The organism is Brevibacterium sp. NPDC049920, assembly GCF_040656435.1.
GTDB classification, from domain to species: Bacteria; Actinomycetota; Actinomycetes; order Actinomycetales; family Brevibacteriaceae; genus Brevibacterium; species Brevibacterium pityocampae.
This window is the reverse complement of the sequence record NZ_JBFAMF010000007.1, coordinates 226,599-245,781: the sequence shown is the minus strand read 5'-3', so window position 1 is coordinate 245,781 and position 19,183 is coordinate 226,599. Positions and strand designations below refer to the sequence as shown.

General features: G+C 70.5%; 20 protein-coding genes, 1 tRNA gene and 1 pseudogene. 5 read left to right on the top strand and 17 right to left on the bottom strand.

Going from position 1 to position 19,183, the window contains the following annotated elements; translation table 11 throughout:
- Positions 1–57: 57 nt before the first annotated feature.
- Positions 58–549 (top strand): annotated as a pseudogene (locus AB0I45_RS09535) (recombinase zinc beta ribbon domain-containing protein); the annotation flags it as partial.
- A gap of 550 nt (positions 550–1,099) precedes the next feature.
- Here AB0I45_RS09535 and AB0I45_RS09530 read toward each other — a convergent pair.
- A tRNA-Ala gene (locus tag AB0I45_RS09530) sits at positions 1,100–1,175 on the bottom strand.
- Positions 1,176–1,348: 173 nt separating this feature from the next.
- On the opposite strand from AB0I45_RS09530, the gene AB0I45_RS09525 reads away from it, so the two are divergent.
- The 3 genes from AB0I45_RS09525 (at position 1,349) to AB0I45_RS09515 (ending at position 3,528) form a co-directional block, all read left to right on the top strand.
- Positions 1,349–2,269: an alpha/beta hydrolase gene (locus AB0I45_RS09525; protein ID WP_295688673.1), complete on the top strand. Its 921-nt coding sequence runs from the start codon at positions 1,349–1,351 to the stop codon at positions 2,267–2,269.
- Between the two features lie 31 nt (positions 2,270–2,300).
- Positions 2,301–2,798, top strand: coding sequence for a GNAT family N-acetyltransferase (locus tag AB0I45_RS09520; protein WP_247619128.1), 498 nt, complete (start codon positions 2,301–2,303; stop codon positions 2,796–2,798).
- A 91-nt stretch (positions 2,799–2,889) separates the two neighbouring features.
- Entirely contained in the window at positions 2,890–3,528 is a 639-nt protein-coding gene (locus AB0I45_RS09515; RefSeq protein WP_295688677.1) for a pyridoxal 5'-phosphate synthase, read from the top strand.
- 215 nt (positions 3,529–3,743) lie between these two features.
- Here AB0I45_RS09515 and AB0I45_RS09510 read toward each other — a convergent pair whose 3' ends face one another.
- The 6 genes from AB0I45_RS09510 to AB0I45_RS09485 are packed head-to-tail and all read right to left on the bottom strand — an operon-like array spanning position 3,744 to position 9,771.
- Positions 3,744–4,169 carry a monovalent cation/H(+) antiporter subunit G gene (locus tag AB0I45_RS09510; RefSeq protein WP_137319481.1) on the bottom strand — a complete coding sequence of 142 codons (426 nt, stop codon included), beginning with the start codon at positions 4,167–4,169 and terminating at the stop codon, positions 3,744–3,746.
- Positions 4,169–4,429 carry a hypothetical protein gene (locus AB0I45_RS09505; protein ID WP_265808583.1) on the bottom strand — a complete coding sequence of 87 codons (261 nt, stop codon included), beginning with the start codon at positions 4,427–4,429 and terminating at the stop codon, positions 4,169–4,171. Before AB0I45_RS09505 ends, AB0I45_RS09510 begins: the two co-directional genes overlap by 1 nt.
- A complete protein-coding gene (locus AB0I45_RS09500; RefSeq protein WP_295688680.1) occupies positions 4,426–4,881 on the bottom strand; it encodes a Na+/H+ antiporter subunit E in 456 nt (151 codons plus the stop codon). Before AB0I45_RS09500 ends, AB0I45_RS09505 begins: the two co-directional genes overlap by 4 nt.
- A complete protein-coding gene (locus tag AB0I45_RS09495; RefSeq protein ID WP_295688682.1) occupies positions 4,878–6,395 on the bottom strand; it encodes a monovalent cation/H+ antiporter subunit D family protein in 1,518 nt (505 codons plus the stop codon). The genes AB0I45_RS09500 and AB0I45_RS09495 overlap by 4 nt, the downstream gene beginning before the upstream one ends.
- Complete coding sequence (locus tag AB0I45_RS09490; RefSeq protein ID WP_137319477.1) at positions 6,392–6,724, bottom strand: cation:proton antiporter subunit C; 333 nt, start codon at positions 6,722–6,724, stop codon at positions 6,392–6,394. The genes AB0I45_RS09495 and AB0I45_RS09490 overlap by 4 nt, the downstream gene beginning before the upstream one ends.
- Positions 6,721–9,771, bottom strand: coding sequence for a DUF4040 family protein (locus tag AB0I45_RS09485; protein WP_295688683.1), 3,051 nt, complete (start codon positions 9,769–9,771; stop codon positions 6,721–6,723). The genes AB0I45_RS09490 and AB0I45_RS09485 overlap by 4 nt, the downstream gene beginning before the upstream one ends.
- 201 nt (positions 9,772–9,972) lie before the next feature.
- Between AB0I45_RS09485 and AB0I45_RS09480 the strand changes: the two genes are divergently transcribed.
- Positions 9,973–11,070: a glycosyltransferase family 1 protein gene (locus AB0I45_RS09480; protein ID WP_295688685.1), complete on the top strand. Its 1,098-nt coding sequence runs from the start codon at positions 9,973–9,975 to the stop codon at positions 11,068–11,070.
- Positions 11,071–11,082: 12 nt separating this feature from the next.
- Here the strand turns inward: AB0I45_RS09480 and AB0I45_RS09475 are convergent, their stop codons facing one another.
- From AB0I45_RS09475 to rplU, 10 genes are all read right to left on the bottom strand, one after another.
- Entirely contained in the window at positions 11,083–11,703 is a 621-nt protein-coding gene (locus tag AB0I45_RS09475) for a histidine phosphatase family protein (protein ID WP_137319474.1), read from the bottom strand.
- 3 nt (positions 11,704–11,706) lie between these two features.
- Entirely contained in the window at positions 11,707–12,114 is a 408-nt protein-coding gene (gene rsfS, locus AB0I45_RS09470) for a ribosome silencing factor (RefSeq protein ID WP_137319473.1), read from the bottom strand.
- Positions 12,115–12,169: 55 nt separating this feature from the next.
- The gene (locus AB0I45_RS09465; protein ID WP_295688688.1) at positions 12,170–13,552 is read right to left on the bottom strand and encodes a hypothetical protein; all 1,383 of its coding nucleotides are present in this window, start codon (positions 13,550–13,552) and stop codon (positions 12,170–12,172) included.
- Complete coding sequence (gene nadD, locus AB0I45_RS09460) at positions 13,545–14,150, bottom strand: nicotinate-nucleotide adenylyltransferase (RefSeq protein WP_265808577.1); 606 nt, start codon at positions 14,148–14,150, stop codon at positions 13,545–13,547. Before nadD ends, AB0I45_RS09465 begins: the two co-directional genes overlap by 8 nt.
- Position 14,151: 1 nt before the next feature.
- Positions 14,152–14,310, bottom strand: coding sequence for a hypothetical protein (locus AB0I45_RS09455; protein WP_247619137.1), 159 nt, complete (start codon positions 14,308–14,310; stop codon positions 14,152–14,154).
- 110 nt (positions 14,311–14,420) lie between these two features.
- Complete coding sequence (locus AB0I45_RS09450) at positions 14,421–15,722, bottom strand: glutamate-5-semialdehyde dehydrogenase (RefSeq protein ID WP_137319470.1); 1,302 nt, start codon at positions 15,720–15,722, stop codon at positions 14,421–14,423.
- Between the two features lie 12 nt (positions 15,723–15,734).
- The gene (gene proB, locus AB0I45_RS09445; protein WP_295688692.1) at positions 15,735–16,895 is read right to left on the bottom strand and encodes a glutamate 5-kinase; all 1,161 of its coding nucleotides are present in this window, start codon (positions 16,893–16,895) and stop codon (positions 15,735–15,737) included.
- Positions 16,892–18,418 (bottom strand): GTPase ObgE, encoded by a 1,527-nt coding sequence (gene obgE, locus AB0I45_RS09440; protein WP_295688693.1) that lies wholly within the window; start codon positions 18,416–18,418, stop codon positions 16,892–16,894. Before obgE ends, proB begins: the two co-directional genes overlap by 4 nt.
- Positions 18,419–18,551: 133 nt before the next feature.
- Positions 18,552–18,803, bottom strand: coding sequence for a 50S ribosomal protein L27 (rpmA, locus tag AB0I45_RS09435; RefSeq protein WP_137319467.1), 252 nt, complete (start codon positions 18,801–18,803; stop codon positions 18,552–18,554).
- 36 nt (positions 18,804–18,839) lie between these two features.
- Entirely contained in the window at positions 18,840–19,148 is a 309-nt protein-coding gene (rplU, locus tag AB0I45_RS09430; RefSeq protein WP_295688694.1) for a 50S ribosomal protein L21, read from the bottom strand.
- Positions 19,149–19,183: the final 35 nt, after the last annotated feature.

The window sequence follows — 19,183 nt, the reverse complement described above, 5'->3', positions numbered from 1 at the left end:
CACGGAGTTCTTGGGGGTATTTCGACGGGGCCATCAGAGAATCGATGTCCTTTCAGGATGTTTGGCTTACCCTCAATCAAACCAAGGACGATTCACTACGCCACCGGTAACCACTCCACGATCAGCCTGCGTGAGGAGCTGATCGACCGGGGTCTGACGACCGTGCCCACCCCGAAGCGGCCCTCCAAGCCGCCGGTGCTGTCTACGATCCACAAAATGCTCACCAACCCCTACTACAAGGGCAGCGTCCGGTTCCGCGGCGCCAGCTACGACGGCATCCACGAACCCCTGGTCGCGCCCGAGGTCTGGTACCGAGTTCAGGCCGTTCTGAACGCGCATCAGACATCTGGAGAGAAGACTCAATCCCACGACCACTACCTCAAGGGAAGCCTGTACTGCGGGGAGTGCGGGTCCCGGCTGACGCTGACCAACGCCAGGAGCCGCCGCGGGGTCGTCTACCCGTACTTCATGTGCTCCGGCCGGCACGCGAAGCGCACCAACTGCGAGCGCAAGTCCATGTTCGTGCCCGACATCGAAGCCGCCGTCGAGGACCACTACCGACAGGTGCAGATAGCCGAACACGTCGTGACCGCGCTCCGTGAGCTGGTCACCGGCGAGTTCGACCGGCTCCACGCCGTCGCCAAGCAGGAGAGCCAGGCGTACAAGATCGAACGCGACGCGCTCCGCGATGAGCGCACCAAGCTCATGCAGGCCCACTACGCCGGAGCCGTGCCCCTCGACCTGCTCGGCTCCGAGCAGCGTCGCATCGCCCGACGGCTCGTGTTCCTCGATGCGCAGATCAAGGCCGGCGACATCGAGTACGACCAAGCGAAAGCCCACCTGGACGACTGCCTCGCCCTCGCAGGCGACATGCACGCCATCTACATGAGCATCGACGACTCACTACGACGGATCGCCAACCAAGCCTTCTTCGACAAGCTCATCGTCCAAGACGAAGACTCCATCCACGGCGAACCCGGCGTCCCGTTCACCGTGTTCCTCAACCCCGACGTCCAGACCCTCGCCGTCCGTCAACAAGGACGGACGGCGGAGTCTAGAACTCAAACCGGTGATGTCGCTGGTTTGAACAACGACCTTCTGGTGGAGGTAAGGGGATTCGAACCCCTGACCTTCTCCATGCCATGGAGACGCGCTACCAACTGCGCCATACCCCCGAAAGGTGCCTCCCGGAACTCCGGGCGACTCGAACCATAGTACTCAGTCCCGGACCGTTTGCAAAATCGGCGAGGCCGCCGCCGCAGAACCTTCATCGACGACCGCCGGACGGCCCGGTCCACACAGCCCGGCGCCCACCGAGCACCCGGTCGCGCTCGCTAGGCTGGCCCCTATGAGCTGGATCGATTCCTCCCGGGTGGACCTCAACGTGCCGGTGCCCGGCGGCGTCCACCCGACCGCGGTCTGGGAACACCCGGCACGCGCCTCCGCGCCGACGGATCCGGTCACGGCGGCCCGCCCGCTGCTCCTCGTCCACGGCTTCCGCGGCGATCACCACGGCATGGACCTCATCGCCCACCACGTCCGCCGCCGCCCGGTCGTCGTCCCCGACCTCCCCGGCTTCGGGGCGACCGCTCCCCTGCCCGGCGGACTCACCCTCGGCTCCTACGTCGGCTTCCTCGACGGGCTCCTCGGCGTAGTCGAACAGCGGTTCGGCACCCGGCCGCTCGTCGTCGGTCACTCCTTCGGCTCGATCCTCGTCGCCCACCTCGCCGACCGCCTCGCTCGGCAGAACCATCCGCTCGACGCGCTCGCACTCATCAACCCGATCACCTCGCCCGCGCTCGAGGGGCCGTCGCGCCTCGCCTCGCACCTCGCCCGCGTCTACTACGCGCTCTCCGCCCGGCTGCCGGAGCGGGCCGGCGATGCCGTGCTCGGGCACCCGCTCATCGTGCGCGGGATGAGCGAGGTCATGGCGACCACCCGGGACCCCGGTCTGCGCCGCTACATCCACGATCAGCACCGCCGGTACTTCTCGACGTACAGCGACCGGGATTCCCTCGCCCAGGCGTTCGACATGTCCGTGTCCCACACCGCCGCCGAGGCGGCCCCAGCCCTCACCATGCCCGTGCTCGTGATCTCCGGGGGCGCCGATTCGATCGCACCGCCCGCTCCCACCCGCGCCTTCGTCGACGCGCTGCCCGATGCCCGCTCGCATGTGTTCGACGGCGTCGGGCACCTCGTCCACTACGAACGGCCCGAACCCACGGCCCGGCTCCTCGAGGACTTCGCCGACCGGCACCCCGGTCGCTGACCGCGGCTCCGCACCCGGATAGGGTGCCTCCATGGAGGATCCGACCCCGTTCACCGTGGCACAGCCGCGTCCCTCCGACTGGGCGGACCTCGCCCGGATCCACGTGCAGGCCTGGCGGGAGACCTACAGCTCTCTCCTGCCCGCCCGGTTCTTCGGCGATGAGGCCCTGCGGAAGCGGGAGGACATGTGGCGCTCCTCGCTCTCCCACCCTGATGCCGCAGAGCGGATCCGCGTCGCCCGGGTCGACGGGCGCCCGGTGGGTTTCGCGATCCACGGGCCGTCCCGGGACACCCCGCCGGTGCGCCCGCTGGAGCTGTTCACGCTCTACGTCCTCGCCGCTCACCACGGCACCGGAGCAGGCCAGGCGCTGCTCGACTCGGCGATCGGCGATGCGCCGGCTTCCCTGTGGGTCGCTGAGGAGAATCCCCGCGCCCGGCGCTTCTACGCCCGCAACGGGTTCGCCCGGGACGGCGCGCACCGGGTGGAGGACGACCTCGAGGACCTTGCCGAGGTCCGCCTGGTGCGCTGAGCACGAACATCCGGCAGACCCCGCGTGAACACCGCACGCTGCGCCACCGGCACCCGCTGACCGCCGGCAGTCGGTCGTCTACACTGCGAGCATGAAGGAACCGCGCACGCTCAGCGGCGATGCGACGCTGCATCTGCCGGAGTTCGACTCCCCGCCCGCGGACCCGCTCGCCCTGCTCCGACAGTGGATCGGCGACGCAGAGGACCGCGATGTGCGCGAGCCGCACGCCGCCGCCCTCGCCACCGCTGCAGCAGATGGGCGGGTCGCCCTGCGCACGGTGCTCCTCAAGGGGATCGGCGACGACGGGCCGGAGCTGAGCTTCACCGCGCGCAGCCGCAAGGGCGCCCACCTCGCGGCGAACCCGCACGCAGCGCTCAACTTCTACTGGCGCGAGACGCTCCAGCAGATCACCGTCGAGGGAGTGGTGCGCGCGCTCCCCGACGCCGTCTCCGACGCGATCTGGGAGGACCGCCCCCGAGGCGCCCGCGCCACCTCCTCGCACTCCTACCAGAGCGCCGAGCTCACCGAGGAGTCCGCGCTCTCCACGGCCGCGCGGGAGCTCGAGGAGTCCGCGGCGCCGATCCCCCGTCCCGAGCACTGGCATGCCTTCGTCCTCGTACCCGAGCGGATCGAGTTCTGGCACGGCAGCCCCGACCGCCTCCACCGGCGGCTCGAGTACTCGCGCACGGAATCCGGCGCTGCCTGGACCACGCACCGCCTCCAGCCCTGACGCCCGGACGGCGCACGCGCAGCCGTGCGCCACCACCGGTGAATGCAGGGGTTTCTCCGGAGAGCATCTGAATCTCCGCCCAGGGAACCCTGATCAGCGACGATTCGGTCGCCGCGGGCAGAAACTCTCGCATCGGCGGTCAGTGCGACGCCGCCAGGGTGCCAGCAGGGCGCCGGGCGGGTGCCAGGAGGGTGCCCGGGCCCGCAGGGCGCCTCTCAGTGCTCGGAGTCGTCGATATCGAAGTCGGCGAGGGTCGACTCGTACTCGGTGAGGCCGGCGTCCTCGTCCCCGGGCGCCTCGGACAGGCGGTTGGGCGAGGTATGACGCCACACCGGAGCACCCCCGGCGAAGGTCGAGCGCGAGAGCACGTTCGACGCGACCGAGGACACGACGATGAGCGCGAGGAAGCCGGCGACCGCCATGAAGAGGCGGGTGAGGCTGAAACCGTCGTGCCACAGCGTGTAGATGTAGGCGGCGAGCAGGATGAGCGGCATCGCCAGTCCCGTCGCCGGTGAGAACACGTTGATCCGCGACAGCGCATCGTTCGCGCGGAACATCGCGACCGCACAGAGGAGCACGATGGCGCTGCCGGTGATCCCGAAGACCCCGACGAGGGTGATGGCGAGCGTGTCCGGGATCATCAGCGGTGCCCCCTCGTCTGGATGCGGGACAGGGCCACGGTGGCGAGGATGCCGAGCATCGACGACAGGAAGATCACGTCGAGCACGATCGAGAGGTCGACGAGCATCGCGATGAAGGTGAGGATGCCGATCGCGGAGAAGTACACGAGGTCGCCGACGATCGCCCGCGAGCCCATGTCCTTGGCGGTGAGCACCCGGGAGAGGCCCACCACGATCGCCAGCGCGAGCAGGCCGATGCAGATCCACAGCACGATGGTCACTGGGCACTCCTCTCCGTCGATCCGGCTTCACCGGTCGTCCCGGATTCTCCCGGCGAGCCGGCGTCACCGCTCGGCCTCTGGACGGCGGCCCCCCTGCTGATCGGCTCGGGCTTCCGTCCGCGCGTCATGTGCAGCAGCCGGTCCTCCATCTCGTACAGGCCCTCGAGCACGTCCGCCTCGGACTCCCCGAACAGCGCATGGACGAAGAGCGTCGCACGCGACCGCTCGTCCGCCGCTGCCGAGGCGACGACGAGCGTGCCCGGAGTGATGGTGATCGAGGAGGCCATGAGGGTGATCTCGACGTCCGTCTCGCAGCGCAGCGGGAGCTCGACGATCATCGGCCGACCGTACTCCCCGGCCTTGAAGATCCCCGTGAGGACATCGACGGTGCCGGTGACGATCTCCTTGCCGATCCACAGGCTGTAGCCGATCGCCCGGAACGGATTCATCATCGTGTGCGCACCGCCTCGATGTAGGGGACCGTGTGCAGGAGGTCCTCCGCGGCCCGCTCGGTCACCGCGAACAGCAGATCAGGGAACAGGAACAGACCGACGGACAGCGCGATCATCACCGTGCCCGGCAGGAGCAGCCGCGTGCGGATCCGCACGGAGTCCGGCAGCTCGGTGAGCGCGGCGCGCCCGGTGCTCAGCGAGTCCGGGTGGTAGTGCGTCATCGGCTCCCCCCAGAAGGAGTTCGCCCACAGCCGCTGGAGGGCGAGGATGCTGATGAGCGACCCGAGGATCACTGCGCCGATGAGCACGGGGCCGAGCACGGACTCGTCCGCCGCCGAGGCCCGGATGAGCCCGATCTTGCCCCACACGCCGGAGGTCGGGGGCAGGCCGATGAGGGAGAACAGGCCGACCACCATGAGCACGGTCGCCCATTTCTCGCGCCCGGCTACCCCGGAGAGCTTCTTGAACGCGCCCGTGCCGTAGGTCTGCTCGACGGCACCCATGGTCAGCAGCAGTCCCGCCATGGTGATGATGTGGTGGGTGAGGTAGAAGGTGCCGGCGGACAGCGCGGCGGCACTCATGAGGACGACGCCGATGAGGATGTGGCCGACGCCGGACACCATCTGGAAGGCGAGCACGTTGCGCACGCGGATCTCGCCGAACGCGGAGAGCACCGCCAGCAGGATGGTGACGACGACGATGACCGCGACGACCCACGACCAGACCGGGGGCTCGACGAACACCGAGGAGTAGACCCGGTAGATCGCATAGAGCGCGACCTTGGTGTGGAGACCGGAGAACAGCGCCATCATGCCGGCGGAGGTGTTCGGGTAGCTGCGGACGAGCCAGCCGTGCACCGGCGCGGCACCGGCCTTGACGAACAGCGCGGTGAGCACGACGCCGATCGCGAGCTGCCCGGCCGGTGGGATCTCCTCCATCTCCGCGATGAGCGCGAGGTTGACCGTGCCGAGCGAGCCGTAGACGAAGCCGACGCCGATGAGCAGGATCGTCGAGGTCAGGAGGTTGACCATGACGAACATCCGGCCCACCCCGAGCCGCCGCCAGGTGCCGGTCACCGCGATGAGTGCGTAGGACGGCAGCACCATGACCTCGACGAAGACGAAGAGGTTGAAGAGATCACCGGTGAGGATCGCGCCGTACACGCCGGTGAGCATCATGAGGATGAGCGCGGGCATGAATCGGTACTGGTCCTCGCCGGTGGCGATGAGGAACCACGAGCACACGAGCGCGGCGATCGAGGTGACGGTGAGCAGCAGTGCGGCGAAGGTGTCGGACACGAACGGGATCGCCAGTCCGTCCACGAAGCCGCCCACGGAATGCGCGATCACCGGCTCCCGGGTGTGCACCGCGAGCAGGTACAGGCCCGCCGCCGTGATGAGGGCGGGGATGCCGATGAGGAGGATCCGGTCGAGGAGCCGGGAGCGGACGATCGTCGACAGCGCCGAGGCGCCGAGCGGGATCGCGATGATGAGCAGGAGGAGAGCGGAGTTCACTGTTCGCGGGCCTCCCCCGTGTTCGGCGGCGTGTGCTGGTCGTCGTCGTGGCCGAGCACGGCCATCGCGAGCATGAAGATCGTGATCGCGAGCGTGATGACGATCGCGGTGAGCACGAACGCCTGGGGCAGCGGGTCCGCGGCGATCGAGGGGTCGGTGCGCCCTTCGAGCGGCTCGCCGCGCCATGCTGTCACCCCGGAGGCGAGCAGCGCGAAGTTCGCCGCGTGGGAGATCAGCGTGAGTCCGAACACCGCGCGCACCATGGAGCGCTGCAGCAGCAGGTAGACGCCTCCGGCGACGAGGATTCCGACGGTCACTGCGAGGATCATTCGCCACGCTCCTGGTGCTGCTCGCCGGTGGACATGTGCTTCGACCGCACGCCGAGCCGGCTCCTCCGCTGGGGCTTGACGAGCGCACCGGCCTGCGGGCGCTCGCCGCGGGTCGCGTCGAGCGGGCCGTGGAGCTCGCCGTACATCATCTCGTCCGCGCGCTCGCGCGTGCCCTCGAACGGCAGCGCGTCGACGTCGCGCTGCATCTGCCCGTCGGTGAGGACGTCGTCGCCGGCCGGGGTGAACGCCGAGTCCGAGGTGCCGAGCAGGTTGAAGGACACGAGGATGAGTCCTACCACGGCCATGTACACGCCGACGTCGAACAGCAGCGAGGTGGTGAAGTGCTCGCCGAAGATGTACCCGTGGATCGGTTCGAGGAAGGAGCCGGCGAAGATCAGGCCGACGAACCCGGTGAGGACGGCGACCATGACGCCGCCGCCGATGAGGATGAGCGGGGCGCGCGGCGGACCGATCGCGCGGTCCTTCGAGGTCGACATGTAGAGCAGGCCGACGATCGCGGAGCCGACGAGCGCGGCGATGAAGCCGCCGCCGGGCTCGTTGTGGCCGCGCCAGAAGATCAGCGCGGAGGCGATCGCGAGGATCGGGCCGAGGACGCGCACCATGAGCTGCATCGGGATGACGTTGGGCCAGGCGACCATGACGGCGCGATGGGCGACCGAGCCGCGCGGTCGCAGGCTGAGCCACGGGGTGCGCGGCACCTCGGGGATGTCCGCGGCGTGCGGGTCGATGAACTTGTCGCGGACCGAGGACAGCACCGCGACGATCGCGATCCCGGCCATCCCGAGCACGGTGAGCTCGCCGAGCGTATCGAGTGCACGGAACTCCACGAGGATCGTGTTGACGATGTTCGAGCCGCCGCTGATCTCCGGGGCCTCGTGGAGGTAGTAGAGCGCGATCTCGGAGCGCTCCCGGCGACCGGTCATCACCCACACCGCGGTGCCGACGGCGACGCCGACGAACACGGCGAAGATCCCGCGCCGGGTCTGCGTGCGCTTGCGGTACCGCCAGAAGGTGCGCGGGAGCTTCTGCAGGACGAGCATGATGACGATGATCGTCATCGCCTCGACGAGCAGCTGGGTGAGTGTGACGTCGGGGGCGCCGAGCGCCATGATCTGCACGGTCGCAAGGATGCCGACGGCCGACAGCGCGACCGTCGCGGTCATCCGCGAGCGCGCGAAGCACACGGCGAGCACGGAGAAGCCGATGAGGACGAGGAGGACGAGGTCGATCGGGCGCGACAGGTTCGGCTGCACCGGCGGCAGACCGGGGCCGAGCGCGATCGCCAGGGTGCCGCCGAAGATCACGAGGGAGAGCAGTCCGAGGATCGCGCGCACGTGCGGCGCGGCGCGGACCGGGGCGACGAGTCCGCTGGCGCCGCGGCCGGCGGACTCGAGGCCGCGGGTGATGCCGCTGATGACATCGGCGCCGTCGAACGGCAGGCGGGCACGCATGAAGAACGGGAACACCGTGCGGCGGGCGAGGATGATGGCGATGCCGGCGGCGATGATGAGGATCGAGGCGATGAGCTCCGGGGAGATCCCGTGCCACAGCGCGAGGTGCGGGTGGGGGTCGGTGCCGGGCAGTGCGGCAGCGGCCGCGGGGACGACGAGGCGCTCGACCGTCGGGAGCATGAAGGCCAGCGGCACAGAGGCGAGGATCGGCAGCGCTGCGAAGGTGAGCATGACGCCGTCGGTGCGTCCGAGCCGCTCCCGGTCCGGGGCCGGACCGTCGACGAACGCGCCGAACACGACCTTGGCGCAGTAGGCGAAGGTGAGCACGGAGGCCGCGGCCGCGGCGATGAGCGCGGCCCAGCCGGTCCACGCCGCACCCGGCGCCTCGCCGAGTCCCATGAACACGGTCTCCTTCGAGGCGAAGCCGAGCAGCGGCGGGATGCCGGCCATCGAGGCGGTGCCGATGATCGTGACGACGAAGGCGAGCGGGGACACGCGGAAGAGCTGCGGAATCTTCCCGAAGTCGCGGGTGTGGCCGATGTGGTCGACGACGCCGACCATCATGAACAGGCCGGACTTGAACAGGGCATGGGCGATGACGTGGAGCACGGCGGCAGAGAGCGCGAGCTCGGTGCCGACGCCGATCGCGGCGACGATGAGGCCGAGCTGGCTCACCGTCGAGTAGGCCATGAGCTTCTTGAGGTCGACCTGGTTGAGGGCGAACCAGCCGCCGATCGCGGTGGTGATGAGTCCGGCGACGATGAGCACCGCGTTCCAGGCCGGGGTGGAGTGGAAGGCCGGGCTGAACCGGATGAGGAGGAAGATGCCGGCCTTGACGACCGCCGCGGCGTGGAGATAGGCGCTCACCGGAGTGGCGGCGGCCATCGCGTCGGGCAGCCAGGAGTGGAACGGGAACTGCGCGGACTTCGTCATCGCGGCGAGCGCGACGAGCAGTGCGACCGTCGTGGTGAATGCCGGATCGGCGCCCCACACCTCGTCGGTGAGCGCGGCGTGGATCGAGGTCGTGCCGGTGCGGGCGATGATGAAGCCGATCGCCACGAGCAGGCCGAGACCGCCGATGAAGGTGATGAACATCGTGCGCAGCGACGCCGGGTGGGCGGCGGCGCCCGAGCGGGCGATGAGCATGAACGACGCGAGCGAGGTGACCTCCCACGCGATGAAGAGCACGAGCAGGTCGTCGGTGAGGACGAGCACGACCATCGCGAAGGTGAAGGTCGCCATGAGCCAGTAGAAGCTGAGGTTCGGGCCCGGCGACAGGTAGGCCGTCGAGTAGAAGAGCACGAACGCGCCGATGACGAGGGCGATGAGGGTGAAGACCACGCCGATCCCGTCGACCCGGAAGGCCAGGGCGACGTCGAGGCTCGGGACCCATTCCCAGGCGGCTTCGACGGTGCCGCCGGCGAGGACCTCGGTGACAGCGGGCAGGAAGGCCGCGGCCGCGGCCAGATACGCGACTCCCAGCACCCACCCGGCATGGCGTCCGAGCCCGGCGGTGACGAGCGGGGTGAGGACGAGGAGGGCTGCGAGGATGCCCACGGTCACGAGGATCGTCATGTGTCGACGGCTCCCGTCCTGCCACGCGATGCACACGAGGACATCCGGGTCCCGACCATTGACTTCATGGTTGTCGATCCTAGCGAAACTGTACGATCCTCAGCAAAATGGTGAGAGCCGACGGAGAGTCGACAAACCGGTCCGGACGCTCATCGGCTCGGCCCGCCGAGGCATGGGCGCACTCCTCTAGGCTGATGCACCATGAAGCTGTTCTTCGATGCCCGGTTCACCCGCACCGATCGCCACGACGGGATCTCCCGCTACGGCTCGTGCCTGCTCGCCGCACTCCTCGAGGTCACCCGCGGGACCGAGATCGAGGTCATCGCGATCATCCACGACGAGGCGCAGCTCGCGCTGCTGCCCGACACCCCGTACGTCGTCCTCAACCATCCGATGTCCCCGGCCGAGCTGACCATCGCCAAGCGGCTCGACGCCCTGGGTGCCGATGTCGTGTTCTCGACGATGCAGGTGATGGGCTCCTGGGGCCGCGACCACGCGCTCGTCCTCACCCTCCACGACCTCATCTACTACGCGCACCCGCAGCCGCCGGCGGACCTGCCGGCGGTGGTGCGCGGGGCGTGGCGGCTCTACCACCGGGCGTACTGGCCGCAGCGGCTGATGCTCGACCGCGCGGACGCCGTCGCGGTGGTGAGCCGCACGACGGCCCGGCTCGTCGCCGAGCATGCGCTCACCTCGCGGCCGGTGCACGTCGTGCCCAATGCCGTCGCTCCCCCGCCGGAGCTGCCTGCCCGCGCGCCCGGCCACGACGCCCGCTCGCTCGTCTACATGGGGGCGTTCCTCCCCTACAAGAACGTCGAGGCGCTCATCCGCGCGCTCGCGCACCTGCCGGGCTGGACGCTCCACCTGCCGAGCCGGATCACCCCGGCCCGCGAGCGGGAGCTGCGGGCGCTCGTCCCCGACCGGGCGCGCGTCGTGTTCCACCGCGGGGCGAGCGACGAGGAGTATGCCGCGCTCCTCGATTCGGCGACTGCGCTCGTCACGGCCTCGCTCGACGAGGGCTTCGGGCTCCCCGTCGTCGAGGCGATGGCGCGCGGGGTGCCCGTCGCGGTGAGCGAGCTGCCGATCTTCCGGGAGCTCGCCGACGGGGTCGCGGAGTTCTTCGACCCGCACGATCCCGCCGACATCGCGCACGCCGTCTCCGCGCTGTCCGTGCCCGAGGTGTGGGCCGCCCGCGCCCAGGCGGCGCAGGTCAGGGCCGCAGAGTTCTCCTGGGAATCGTCCGCCGAGGTGCTCCTCGACCTCGCCCGCTCCCTCCACGCCGAGCGGACGCGACGCTGATCCGGCGCCGGATCAGGCGATGGCGGCGGGGTCGGAGCTCGCGCCCCAGGAGCGCAGCACCCAGGTGTCGCGGCGCGGGGTGAGCACGCCGTAGCCGCAGTTCGCCATGACGCCGAGGTACCCGGCGCCCTCGCGGCCCAGGCCGAGGAGCTCCTCGGCGGCCCCGCGGAGCACAGCGCCGTGGGCGACGACGGCGAGCGTCTCCTCCGCTCCGGCGCCGGCGACGATCTCGCGGATCGCTGCGACGACGCGGGCCGAGGACTCCCTGCGGCTCTCCCCGCCCGGGGGGCGCATGTCCACGCCGGACTGCCAGGCGGCGAGCTGGTCGGGCCAGATCTCCGCGATCTCCGACCGGGTGCGACCCTGCCATTCCCCGACGGAGATCTCGCGGAGCAGCGGGTCCGCCTCGAGCCCAGCGCCGGTCCGGGCCGCCAGGGCCTGGGCGGTCTCGTAGGCACGGGCGAGGTCGGAGGACACGATCCGGTCGATGCCGGAGCCGGCGAGCGCCTCGGCGGCCGCGCGGGCCTGGGAGCGGCCGAGCTCGTTGAGCGGGATGTCCGCTTGACCCTGGAATCGTCCTTCGGCGTTGTAGTCCGTCTGCCCGTGGCGCAGCAGGATGAGCGAGGCGACCACGGCTCAGGCCTCCGCGGTGCCGCGGGTCTCCGCGGCGTCAGCACCGGCGACGGCAGGCAGGTCGAGGTCGACGACCGGGCAGTCGCTCCACAGCCGCTCGAGGGCGTAGAACTGCCGGTCCTCCTCGGTGAACACGTGGACGACGATGTCGTCGAAGTCGATGAGCACCCAGTTCCCGTCGCCGTTCTCACGCCGCACGCGCTTGACGTCGTGCTCCTTGAGGAGCGCCTCCTCCACGCCGTCGACGATGGCCTTGACCTGGCGCTCGTTGGTCGCGGAGGCGATGACGAAGACGTCGGTGAGCGCGAGCTGGGCGCTGACGTCGAGGCCGACGATGTCGGTCCCGAGCTTGTCGGCGGCGGCTGCGGCGGCGGTGCGGGCGAGTGCGGTGGCTGCGGGAGTGGCCGTCACGCATGTCCTTTCGGGGGCATCGAGGTGCAGAGGGCGGGAGCGAGCGGGTCGGGAATCAGAAGATCAGCAGGAGCGCGATGACGACGAGGACGAGCGCGATCGCCGCAGACACCCCGAGCAGGACGTAGGGCACCTTCGAAGGACGCTCCCCGATGAGGATGTCGCCGTCCTGGCCGGTGACGTTGCGTGCGCTCAGCGGCGACGCGGGAGGGTTCTCGATCTCCTCGCCCACCTCCGCGTTGGGCAGATCCCACACCAGTCCGTCGGACTCGCCGTCCTCGTCGGCGTCGACCGAGGAGATCGGCTGGGTGGGCGGGTGCGCCGCGGCCCGACGCACCTGCTCGTCGTCCGAGGTGTGCTCGGCGGCGGGCCGGGAGACGATCGGCTCCTCGTCCGTCGACGTCGCGGGCCGTGCTCCGGCTCCGGTCTGCGTTCCGCCCGTCTTCGCGGACCCGCTCGGTGCGGTCCGGGCAGCGGGCCCGGCGGTGTCTCGACCGGAGTCGGACCCAGCGGACCCGGACTGCTCCTCGAGCTCGGCGCGGCGGGCGGCGTCCATCGCGGCCTGGGTGCGGGCGAGCGAGGTCGCGCCGGTCACCACCCGGATGCTCTGCGATGTGGGCGGATGCACCACCGGGGTGCGACGGGCGCGGGAGGCCGCCGCGCCGTTCGCCGCGGAGTCGTCCGGCCCGCCGAAGTCGAGTCCGGCCGGGTCTGCGGCAGACGCCGTAGCGGTGCTGATCTGCGGGCGTGCCGCGGCCTGGCGACGGGCGGTGAGATCATGGCCCGCGGTGTCCCGGGCCGGAGCGTCCGGGCGTACGGGGACCGGTTCTTCCGCAGAAGCGGGCGGAGGCGCCGGCGACGGCGCCGCAGGGGGTGCGGCGGGTGCGGACGCAGCGGACGAGTGCTCCGGAGCAGCACCGGGGCCGTTGCGCGGCTCACCGTCCTCCCGAGCGGGCTCGGCATCCTGCTCGCCGCTCGAGGGGCCGTCCTCCGCGTCGACCGGGGGCGGCTCGAGCCCGTGCTCGCGCAGGTAGCGCTTCCGCTCGGCACGAGTGGCGAAGTGCGGGATGTCATCGGCGCCGACGCCGGGCCGACCCGTGCCTCCCGGGAGGTTCCGGAGGTTGACGGAACTCGCTGCGTCGCGCGGAGCGGCCTCTCGCTGGGGGTGGTCCGACGCCAGCGGTCCGCGTTCGTGCCGGTCGGGCTCGAACGGCGTGTCTTCGAAGGCCGGGATCTCCGACTGCGGGGTCAGCGCCGAAGACGCAGACTCCGCGCGGGCGGCCGGAGGCGCCTGCTGGGCCGATGGCTGCTGGGTCGGGGCCTCGGTCCGAGCGGGATCTCCCGGCTGGGGAGAGGACTCCGTCGGTACGGCACCGGCAGCAGCCGCGCGCCGTTCCGCCTCCCGGCGTTCTCTGCGCGTCATGAACTGCTCAGCCATGCTCACTCCTGTACAACTCGTGTTTTGCGATGTACTGTACAACGCCGTCCGGCACGAGGTACCAGACCGGCAGATCGTCCTCCACCCGCGCCCGGCAGTCCGTCGACGAGATCGCCAGAGCCGGGATCTGCAGCAGGCTCAGGCCCTCCGTCGGCAGTCCGTCGACGACGAGCTCGTGGCCAGGTCGGGTCACACCGACGAAATGGGCCATCGAGAACAGCTCGTCGAGGTCCTTCCACGTCATGATCTGCGCCAGGGCATCGGCTCCGGTGATGAAGAACAGCTCGGCGGTCTCCCCGTACTCCGCCCGCAGATCCCGGAGGGTGTCGATGGTGTACGTGTCCCCCGGCCGGTCGACGTCGACGCGCGACACCGTGAAGCGGGGGTTCGACGCCGTCGCGATGACCGTCATGAGGTAGCGGTGCTCAGGCGGCGTCACCTCCCGCATGCTCTTCTGATACGGGCGTCCGGTAGGCACGAAGACGACCTCGTCGAGCGCGAACTTGGCCGCCACCTCGCTGGCGGCGACCAGGTGTCCATGGTGGATCGGGTCGAAGGTGCCGCCCATGACACCGACCCGGCGTGAGGAGAGACTCATATCAGTGGCGGTGCGAGATGCCCTTCCACGACATGGTGATGAACATCAGCAGCATGAGCGCCGCGAACGCGATGAGGCCGAAGAAGATCGGGTGCATCGGCAGGTCCACCACGGTGTGATGGGCCTCTTCGGCCTGGGCCAGCAGGATGGACGTCGTCACGGAGTGCTCCTTGTCTCACGACCGCGTGCGGTCGGGGTGATGGTCCTCAACAGTTTCTCATGCATTGTACGCAGGTGCCCCACGCGCCGTGCCGTGGGACGGGGATCGTGTCAGCCGCGGACCTGCCCGCTGCCGCGCATGATCCACTTGGTGGTGGTGAGCTGGGCCAGTCCCATGGGGCCGCGCGCGTGGAGCTTCTGGGTGGAGATCCCCACCTCCGCCCCGAGCCCGAACTCGCCGCCGTCGGTGAAGCGGGTCGACACGTTGATCCCGACCGCCGCGGAATCGATCGCCGCGACGAACCGCTCCGCCTTGTCGAGCTCGTTGGTCACGATGACCTCGGTGTGCCCCGAGGAGTAGGCGCGGATGTGCTCGATCGCCTCGTCGAGCCCGGCGACGATCTTCACCGCGAGCTCGAGCTGGAGGTACTCCTTGGCCCAGTCGCGGCGTGTCACCCGCTTGGTCCGCATGCCCTCGGGCGCGAACTGCGCGACGTCGGCGTCGGCGTGGACGACGACCCCGGCCTCGTCGAGCCGGGCGAGCAAGCGGGGCAGCACCCGCTTGGCGGCCTTCTCGTGGACGAGCAGGGTCTCGAGCGCGTTGCACACGCTCGGGCGCTGCGTCTTCGAGTTGATGACGAGGTCGCAGGCCATCCCGACCGGCGCGCTCGCGTCGAGGAACATGTGGACATTGCCCACCCCGGTCTCGATGACCGGGACGATCGATTCGCGCACGACTGCGGAGATGAGCTCCGCTCCCCCGCGCGGGATGAGCAGGTCGACGTGGTCGCGCGCCTGCATGAGTACCTTGGCGCCGTCGCGGCCGTACTCGTCGATCCCCTGCACGGCGTCGGCGGGCAGCCCGGTCGAGGCGACCGCGCGGCGCAGCAGCTCGATGAGCAGGGTGTTCGAGGAGCGCGCCGCGGAGCCGCCGCGCAGCACCACCGCGTTGCCGCTCTTGAGTGCGAGCACCGCGATGTCGACGGTGACGTTGGGGCGGGCCTCGTAGATCGCGCCGACGACGCCCATCGGCACGCGCTCCTGCCGCAGCAGGATGCCGTTGGGCAGGGTCCGGCCGAGCACGACGTCGCCCACCGGGTCCGGCAGCGCCACGACCTCGCGCACCGCGGCGGCGACTTCCGCGATCCGCTCGTCGGTGAGGGTGAGCCGGTCGATCATCGCCTCCGGGGTGTCCTTCTTCCGGGCGGTCTCGATGTCCTCGGCGTTCGCGGCCCGGATGTCCTCGGTGTTGTCCTCGAGGATGCGGGCGATCGCCTCGAGCGCGGCGTCCTTCTCCGTCGTGGAGGCGGCGGCGAGCGCGAAGGAGGCGGCCTTGGCCGCGCGCACCGTGCGGGTGACTCCGCGCACGGTCTTCTGGTCGATGTCGGGGGTGGGCGTGGGGATGTCGGTCATAGTGTTGCTTTCCTAGAACACCGCATCCGTGAGGACGAGGTCGTTGCGATGGATGACCTCTTTACGGTAGTCGCCGCCGAACCTGTCGCCAAGTGCGTCGATCGACATCCCGAACATGCCCGGCAGCTCGTGGGAGGCGAAATTCACCATCCCGCGCGCGATGAGGTCCCCGGCCGGATCGCGCACGTCGACAGGGTCCCCTGCCTCGAACTCGCCGCTCACCGCGGTCACTCCGGCGGCCAGCAGCGAGGTGCCGCGCCGCAGCAGCGCGCGCGCCGCCCCGGCGTCGACGTGGACGGAGCCGTGGGTCTCCGCGAGGTGGGCGAGCCACAGCAGGCGGGTCTGGCGCCGCCGGTGGGTGACCCCGAAGTACGTGCCGAGGTCCGCCCCGGCGAGCGCCGCACCGACCTGCGGGGCCGAGGTCAGCACGGTGGGGATGCCGGAGTCGGCGGCCATCGTCGCGGCCTGGACCTTGGTGAGCATGCCGCCGGTCCCGACGCCGGCCTCGCCGACCCCGCCGATCCCCACCGCCGCGAGGTCGTCGGATCCGGCGACGAAGGGCACGTGGACGGCCCCGGGGGTGCCGGGCGGCGCGGTGTAGAGAGCATCGACGTCGGAGAGCAGGACGAGCGCGTCGGCGTGGGCGAGGTGGGCGACGAGCGCGGCGAGCCGGTCGTTGTCGCCGAACCGGATCTCCCGCGTGGCGACGGTGTCGTTCTCGTTGACGATCGGCATGATGCCCAGCGCCAGCAGCCGGTCCACGGCGCGCTGCGCGTTGCGGTAGTGGGAGCGTCGGATGAGGTCGTCAGCGGTGAGCAGCACCTGGCCGGGGACCACCCCGTGCCCGGCCAGGGCATGGGTGTAGGCGGCCATGAGGAGGCTCTGGCCCACGCCCGCCGCGGCCTGCTGGGTGGCGAGGTCCTTGGGGCGCCGGGAGATCCCCATCGGCTCGAGCCCGGCGGCGATCGCGCCGGAGGACACGAGGATGACCTCGTGCCCAGCGGCGCGGTGGGCGGCGAGTGCCGCAGTGAGCGCGTGCAGGTGGGCGTGGTCGAGCCCGCCGGCCACGGAGGTGAGCGAGGACGAGCCGATCTTGACAACGACCCGCTTGGCGCCGGACACCGCCGTACGCACTGCGGCGAGATCGGCCCCCGCCCCGGCCGGAGCGGTCACGCGCCGGACTCCCGGGCGCGCTTCTCCGCGAGGCGCTCGGCCTCGAGCTCGGCGCGCGCCTCGGCCTTGGCATCCATCCGCTCGTGGAAGGCGGCCTTGCGCTCCTTGCGGGAGGCGCGCCCGGTCTCCTCGAGGCGCAGGTCGGTCCCGCGCTGGCCGAGCAGCTCCGCCCCGCCGACCATCGTCGGGTCCCAGTCGAAGACGACACCGGCCCCGGGCCCGATGACCACGGTGGAGCCCGGCACGGCACCGGCCTTGAACAGCTCCTCCTCGACGCCGAGCCGCTCGAGCCGGTCGCCGAGGTAGCCGACGGCCTCGTCGTTGGCGAAGTCGGTCTGCACGATCCAGCGCTCGGGCTTGTCGCCGAGGATCCGGAACACCGGCCCGTCGGCGGTCTCCTCGACCGTCACGCGGAAGCCGGCGTCGTCGACGGCCCGGGGCCGGATGACGATCCGTTCGGGCACGGCGGGCTCGGCCTCGCGGCGGGCGCGCTCGGCGGCGACGAGCTCGGCCATCGCGAAGGACAGCTCGCGCAGGCCGCGGTGGGACACGGCGGACACGTCGAACACGCGGTAGCCGGCGGCCTCGAGGTCGGCGCGGACGATATCGGCGAGGTCCTGCCCGTCGGGGATGTCGATCTTGTTGAGCGCGACGAGGGTGGGGCGCTCGGTGAGCGGGAGCAGGTCGCCGCCGTCATGGGCGATGTCGACGGCGTACTGCGCGAGCTCGGCCTCGATCGTCGCGAGGTCGGACACCGGGTCGCGGCCGGGCTCCCACGTCGCCATGTCGATGACGTGGACGAGTGCGGCGCAGCGCTCGACGTGGCGGAGGAACTCGAGTCCCAGGCCGCGGCCCTCGGATGCGCCCGGGATGAGTCCCGGGACGTCGGCGACGGTGAAGCGGACGTCCCCGGCCTCGACGACGCCGAGGTTGGGGACGAGCGTGGTGAACGGGTACTCCGCGATCTTGGGTCGGGCGGCGGACAGCGCGGCGATGAGGCTCGACTTCCCGGCCGACGGGAAGCCGATGAGCGCGATGTCCGCGACGGACTTGAGCTCGAGCACGAGGTCGCGGGTCTCGCCGGGCTCGCCGAGGAGGGCGAATCCCGGGGCCTTGCGCTTGGTCGAGGCGAGGGCGGCGTTGCCGAGCCCCCCGCGCCCACCGGCGGCGGCGACGAACTCCGTGCCGGGCTCGACGAGGTCGGCGATGACCTCGCCGGCGGTGCTCTTGACCACGGTGCCCACCGGCACCGGGAGCACCAGGGTCTCGCCGTCGGCGCCGTGGCGCAGATCGCCCTTGCCGATCCCGCCGTTGGGGGCGGAGCGGTGCGGGCTGCGGTGGTAGGGCAGCAGGGTGGTCGTCTGGTCGTCGACGAGGAGCACCACGTCGCCGCCGTCGCCCCCGTTCGCACCGTCCGGGCCGCCGAGCGGCTTGAACTTCTCCCGGCGGATCGAGGCGCAGCCGTTGCCGCCGTCGCCTGCGGAGACGTGCAGGGTGACGCGATCGATGAACTCCGTGGCCATGGCCGTCCTTTGCGTTCGGAGGGTGCGGGTACGGGAATGGGGCGAGCCCAGCGGGCTCACCCCATCCACGTGCGGAACGTGCTCAGCGGGCGCGTGCCCGCGAGCCGACCGGTGCTGCCGGTCGCTCGGCGTCTCAGCCGGCGATGATGTTGACGACCTTGCGGCCGCTCTTGGCACCGAACTCCACGGTGCCCGCCGCGAGGGCGAAGAGGGTGTCGTCGCCGCCGCGGCCGACGTTCTGACCGGGGTGGAAACGGGTGCCGCGCTGCCGGACGAGGATCTCACCGGCGCTGACGACCTGGCCGCCGAAGCGCTTCACTCCGAGGCGCTTGGCGTTGGAGTCACGACCGTTGCGAGTCGAGCTCGCTCCCTTTTTAGTTGCCATGGTTATTCTCCTGCGAAAGAAAAGTCGGTGTCGGTCTTACTTGATGTCGGTGATCTTGAGGCGGGTGAGGTCCTGACGATGGCCCTGCCGCTTCTTGTACCCGGTCTTGTTCTTGTACTTCTGGATCACGATCTTCGGACCGCGGAGCTCGTCGACGACCTCGGCGGAGACCTTCACCTGGGCGAGCTTGTCCGCGTCATGGATGACGGTGTCGCCGTCCACGTGCAGAACAGCGGCGAGCTCGACGGTGTCGCCTGCGGCCGCCTTCATACGGTTGACAGTGATGATGTCGCCGACGCTGACCTTCTCCTGATGGCCGCCGGCACGGACGATGGCGTAGACCATGTCGAACCTCTTCTCATGTGTTCTGCGCGGACAGC

Excerpts from the sequence above, each read along its gene's own strand:
- AB0I45_RS09525 (WP_295688673.1), top strand. The coding sequence starts at position 1,349 with ATGAGCTGGATCGATTCCTCCCGGGTGGACCTCAACGTGCCGGTGCCC.
- AB0I45_RS09520 (WP_247619128.1), top strand. The coding sequence starts at position 2,301 with ATGGAGGATCCGACCCCGTTCACCGTGGCACAGCCGCGTCCCTCCGAC.
- AB0I45_RS09515 (WP_295688677.1), top strand. The coding sequence starts at position 2,890 with ATGAAGGAACCGCGCACGCTCAGCGGCGATGCGACGCTGCATCTGCCG.
- AB0I45_RS09510 (WP_137319481.1), bottom strand. The coding sequence starts at position 4,169 with ATGATCCCGGACACGCTCGCCATCACCCTCGTCGGGGTCTTCGGGATC.
- AB0I45_RS09500 (WP_295688680.1), bottom strand. The coding sequence starts at position 4,881 with ATGATGAATCCGTTCCGGGCGATCGGCTACAGCCTGTGGATCGGCAAG.
- AB0I45_RS09490 (WP_137319477.1), bottom strand. The coding sequence starts at position 6,724 with ATGATCCTCGCAGTGACCGTCGGAATCCTCGTCGCCGGAGGCGTCTAC.
- AB0I45_RS09485 (WP_295688683.1), bottom strand. The coding sequence starts at position 9,771 with ATGACGATCCTCGTGACCGTGGGCATCCTCGCAGCCCTCCTCGTCCTC.
- AB0I45_RS09480 (WP_295688685.1), top strand. The coding sequence starts at position 9,973 with ATGAAGCTGTTCTTCGATGCCCGGTTCACCCGCACCGATCGCCACGAC.
- AB0I45_RS09465 (WP_295688688.1), bottom strand. The coding sequence starts at position 13,552 with ATGGCTGAGCAGTTCATGACGCGCAGAGAACGCCGGGAGGCGGAACGG.
- nadD (WP_265808577.1), bottom strand. The coding sequence starts at position 14,150 with ATGAGTCTCTCCTCACGCCGGGTCGGTGTCATGGGCGGCACCTTCGAC.
- AB0I45_RS09450 (WP_137319470.1), bottom strand. The coding sequence starts at position 15,722 with ATGACCGACATCCCCACGCCCACCCCCGACATCGACCAGAAGACCGTG.
- obgE (WP_295688693.1), bottom strand. The coding sequence starts at position 18,418 with ATGGCCACGGAGTTCATCGATCGCGTCACCCTGCACGTCTCCGCAGGC.
- rpmA (WP_137319467.1), bottom strand. The coding sequence starts at position 18,803 with ATGGCAACTAAAAAGGGAGCGAGCTCGACTCGCAACGGTCGTGACTCC.
- rplU (WP_295688694.1), bottom strand. The coding sequence starts at position 19,148 with ATGGTCTACGCCATCGTCCGTGCCGGCGGCCATCAGGAGAAGGTCAGC.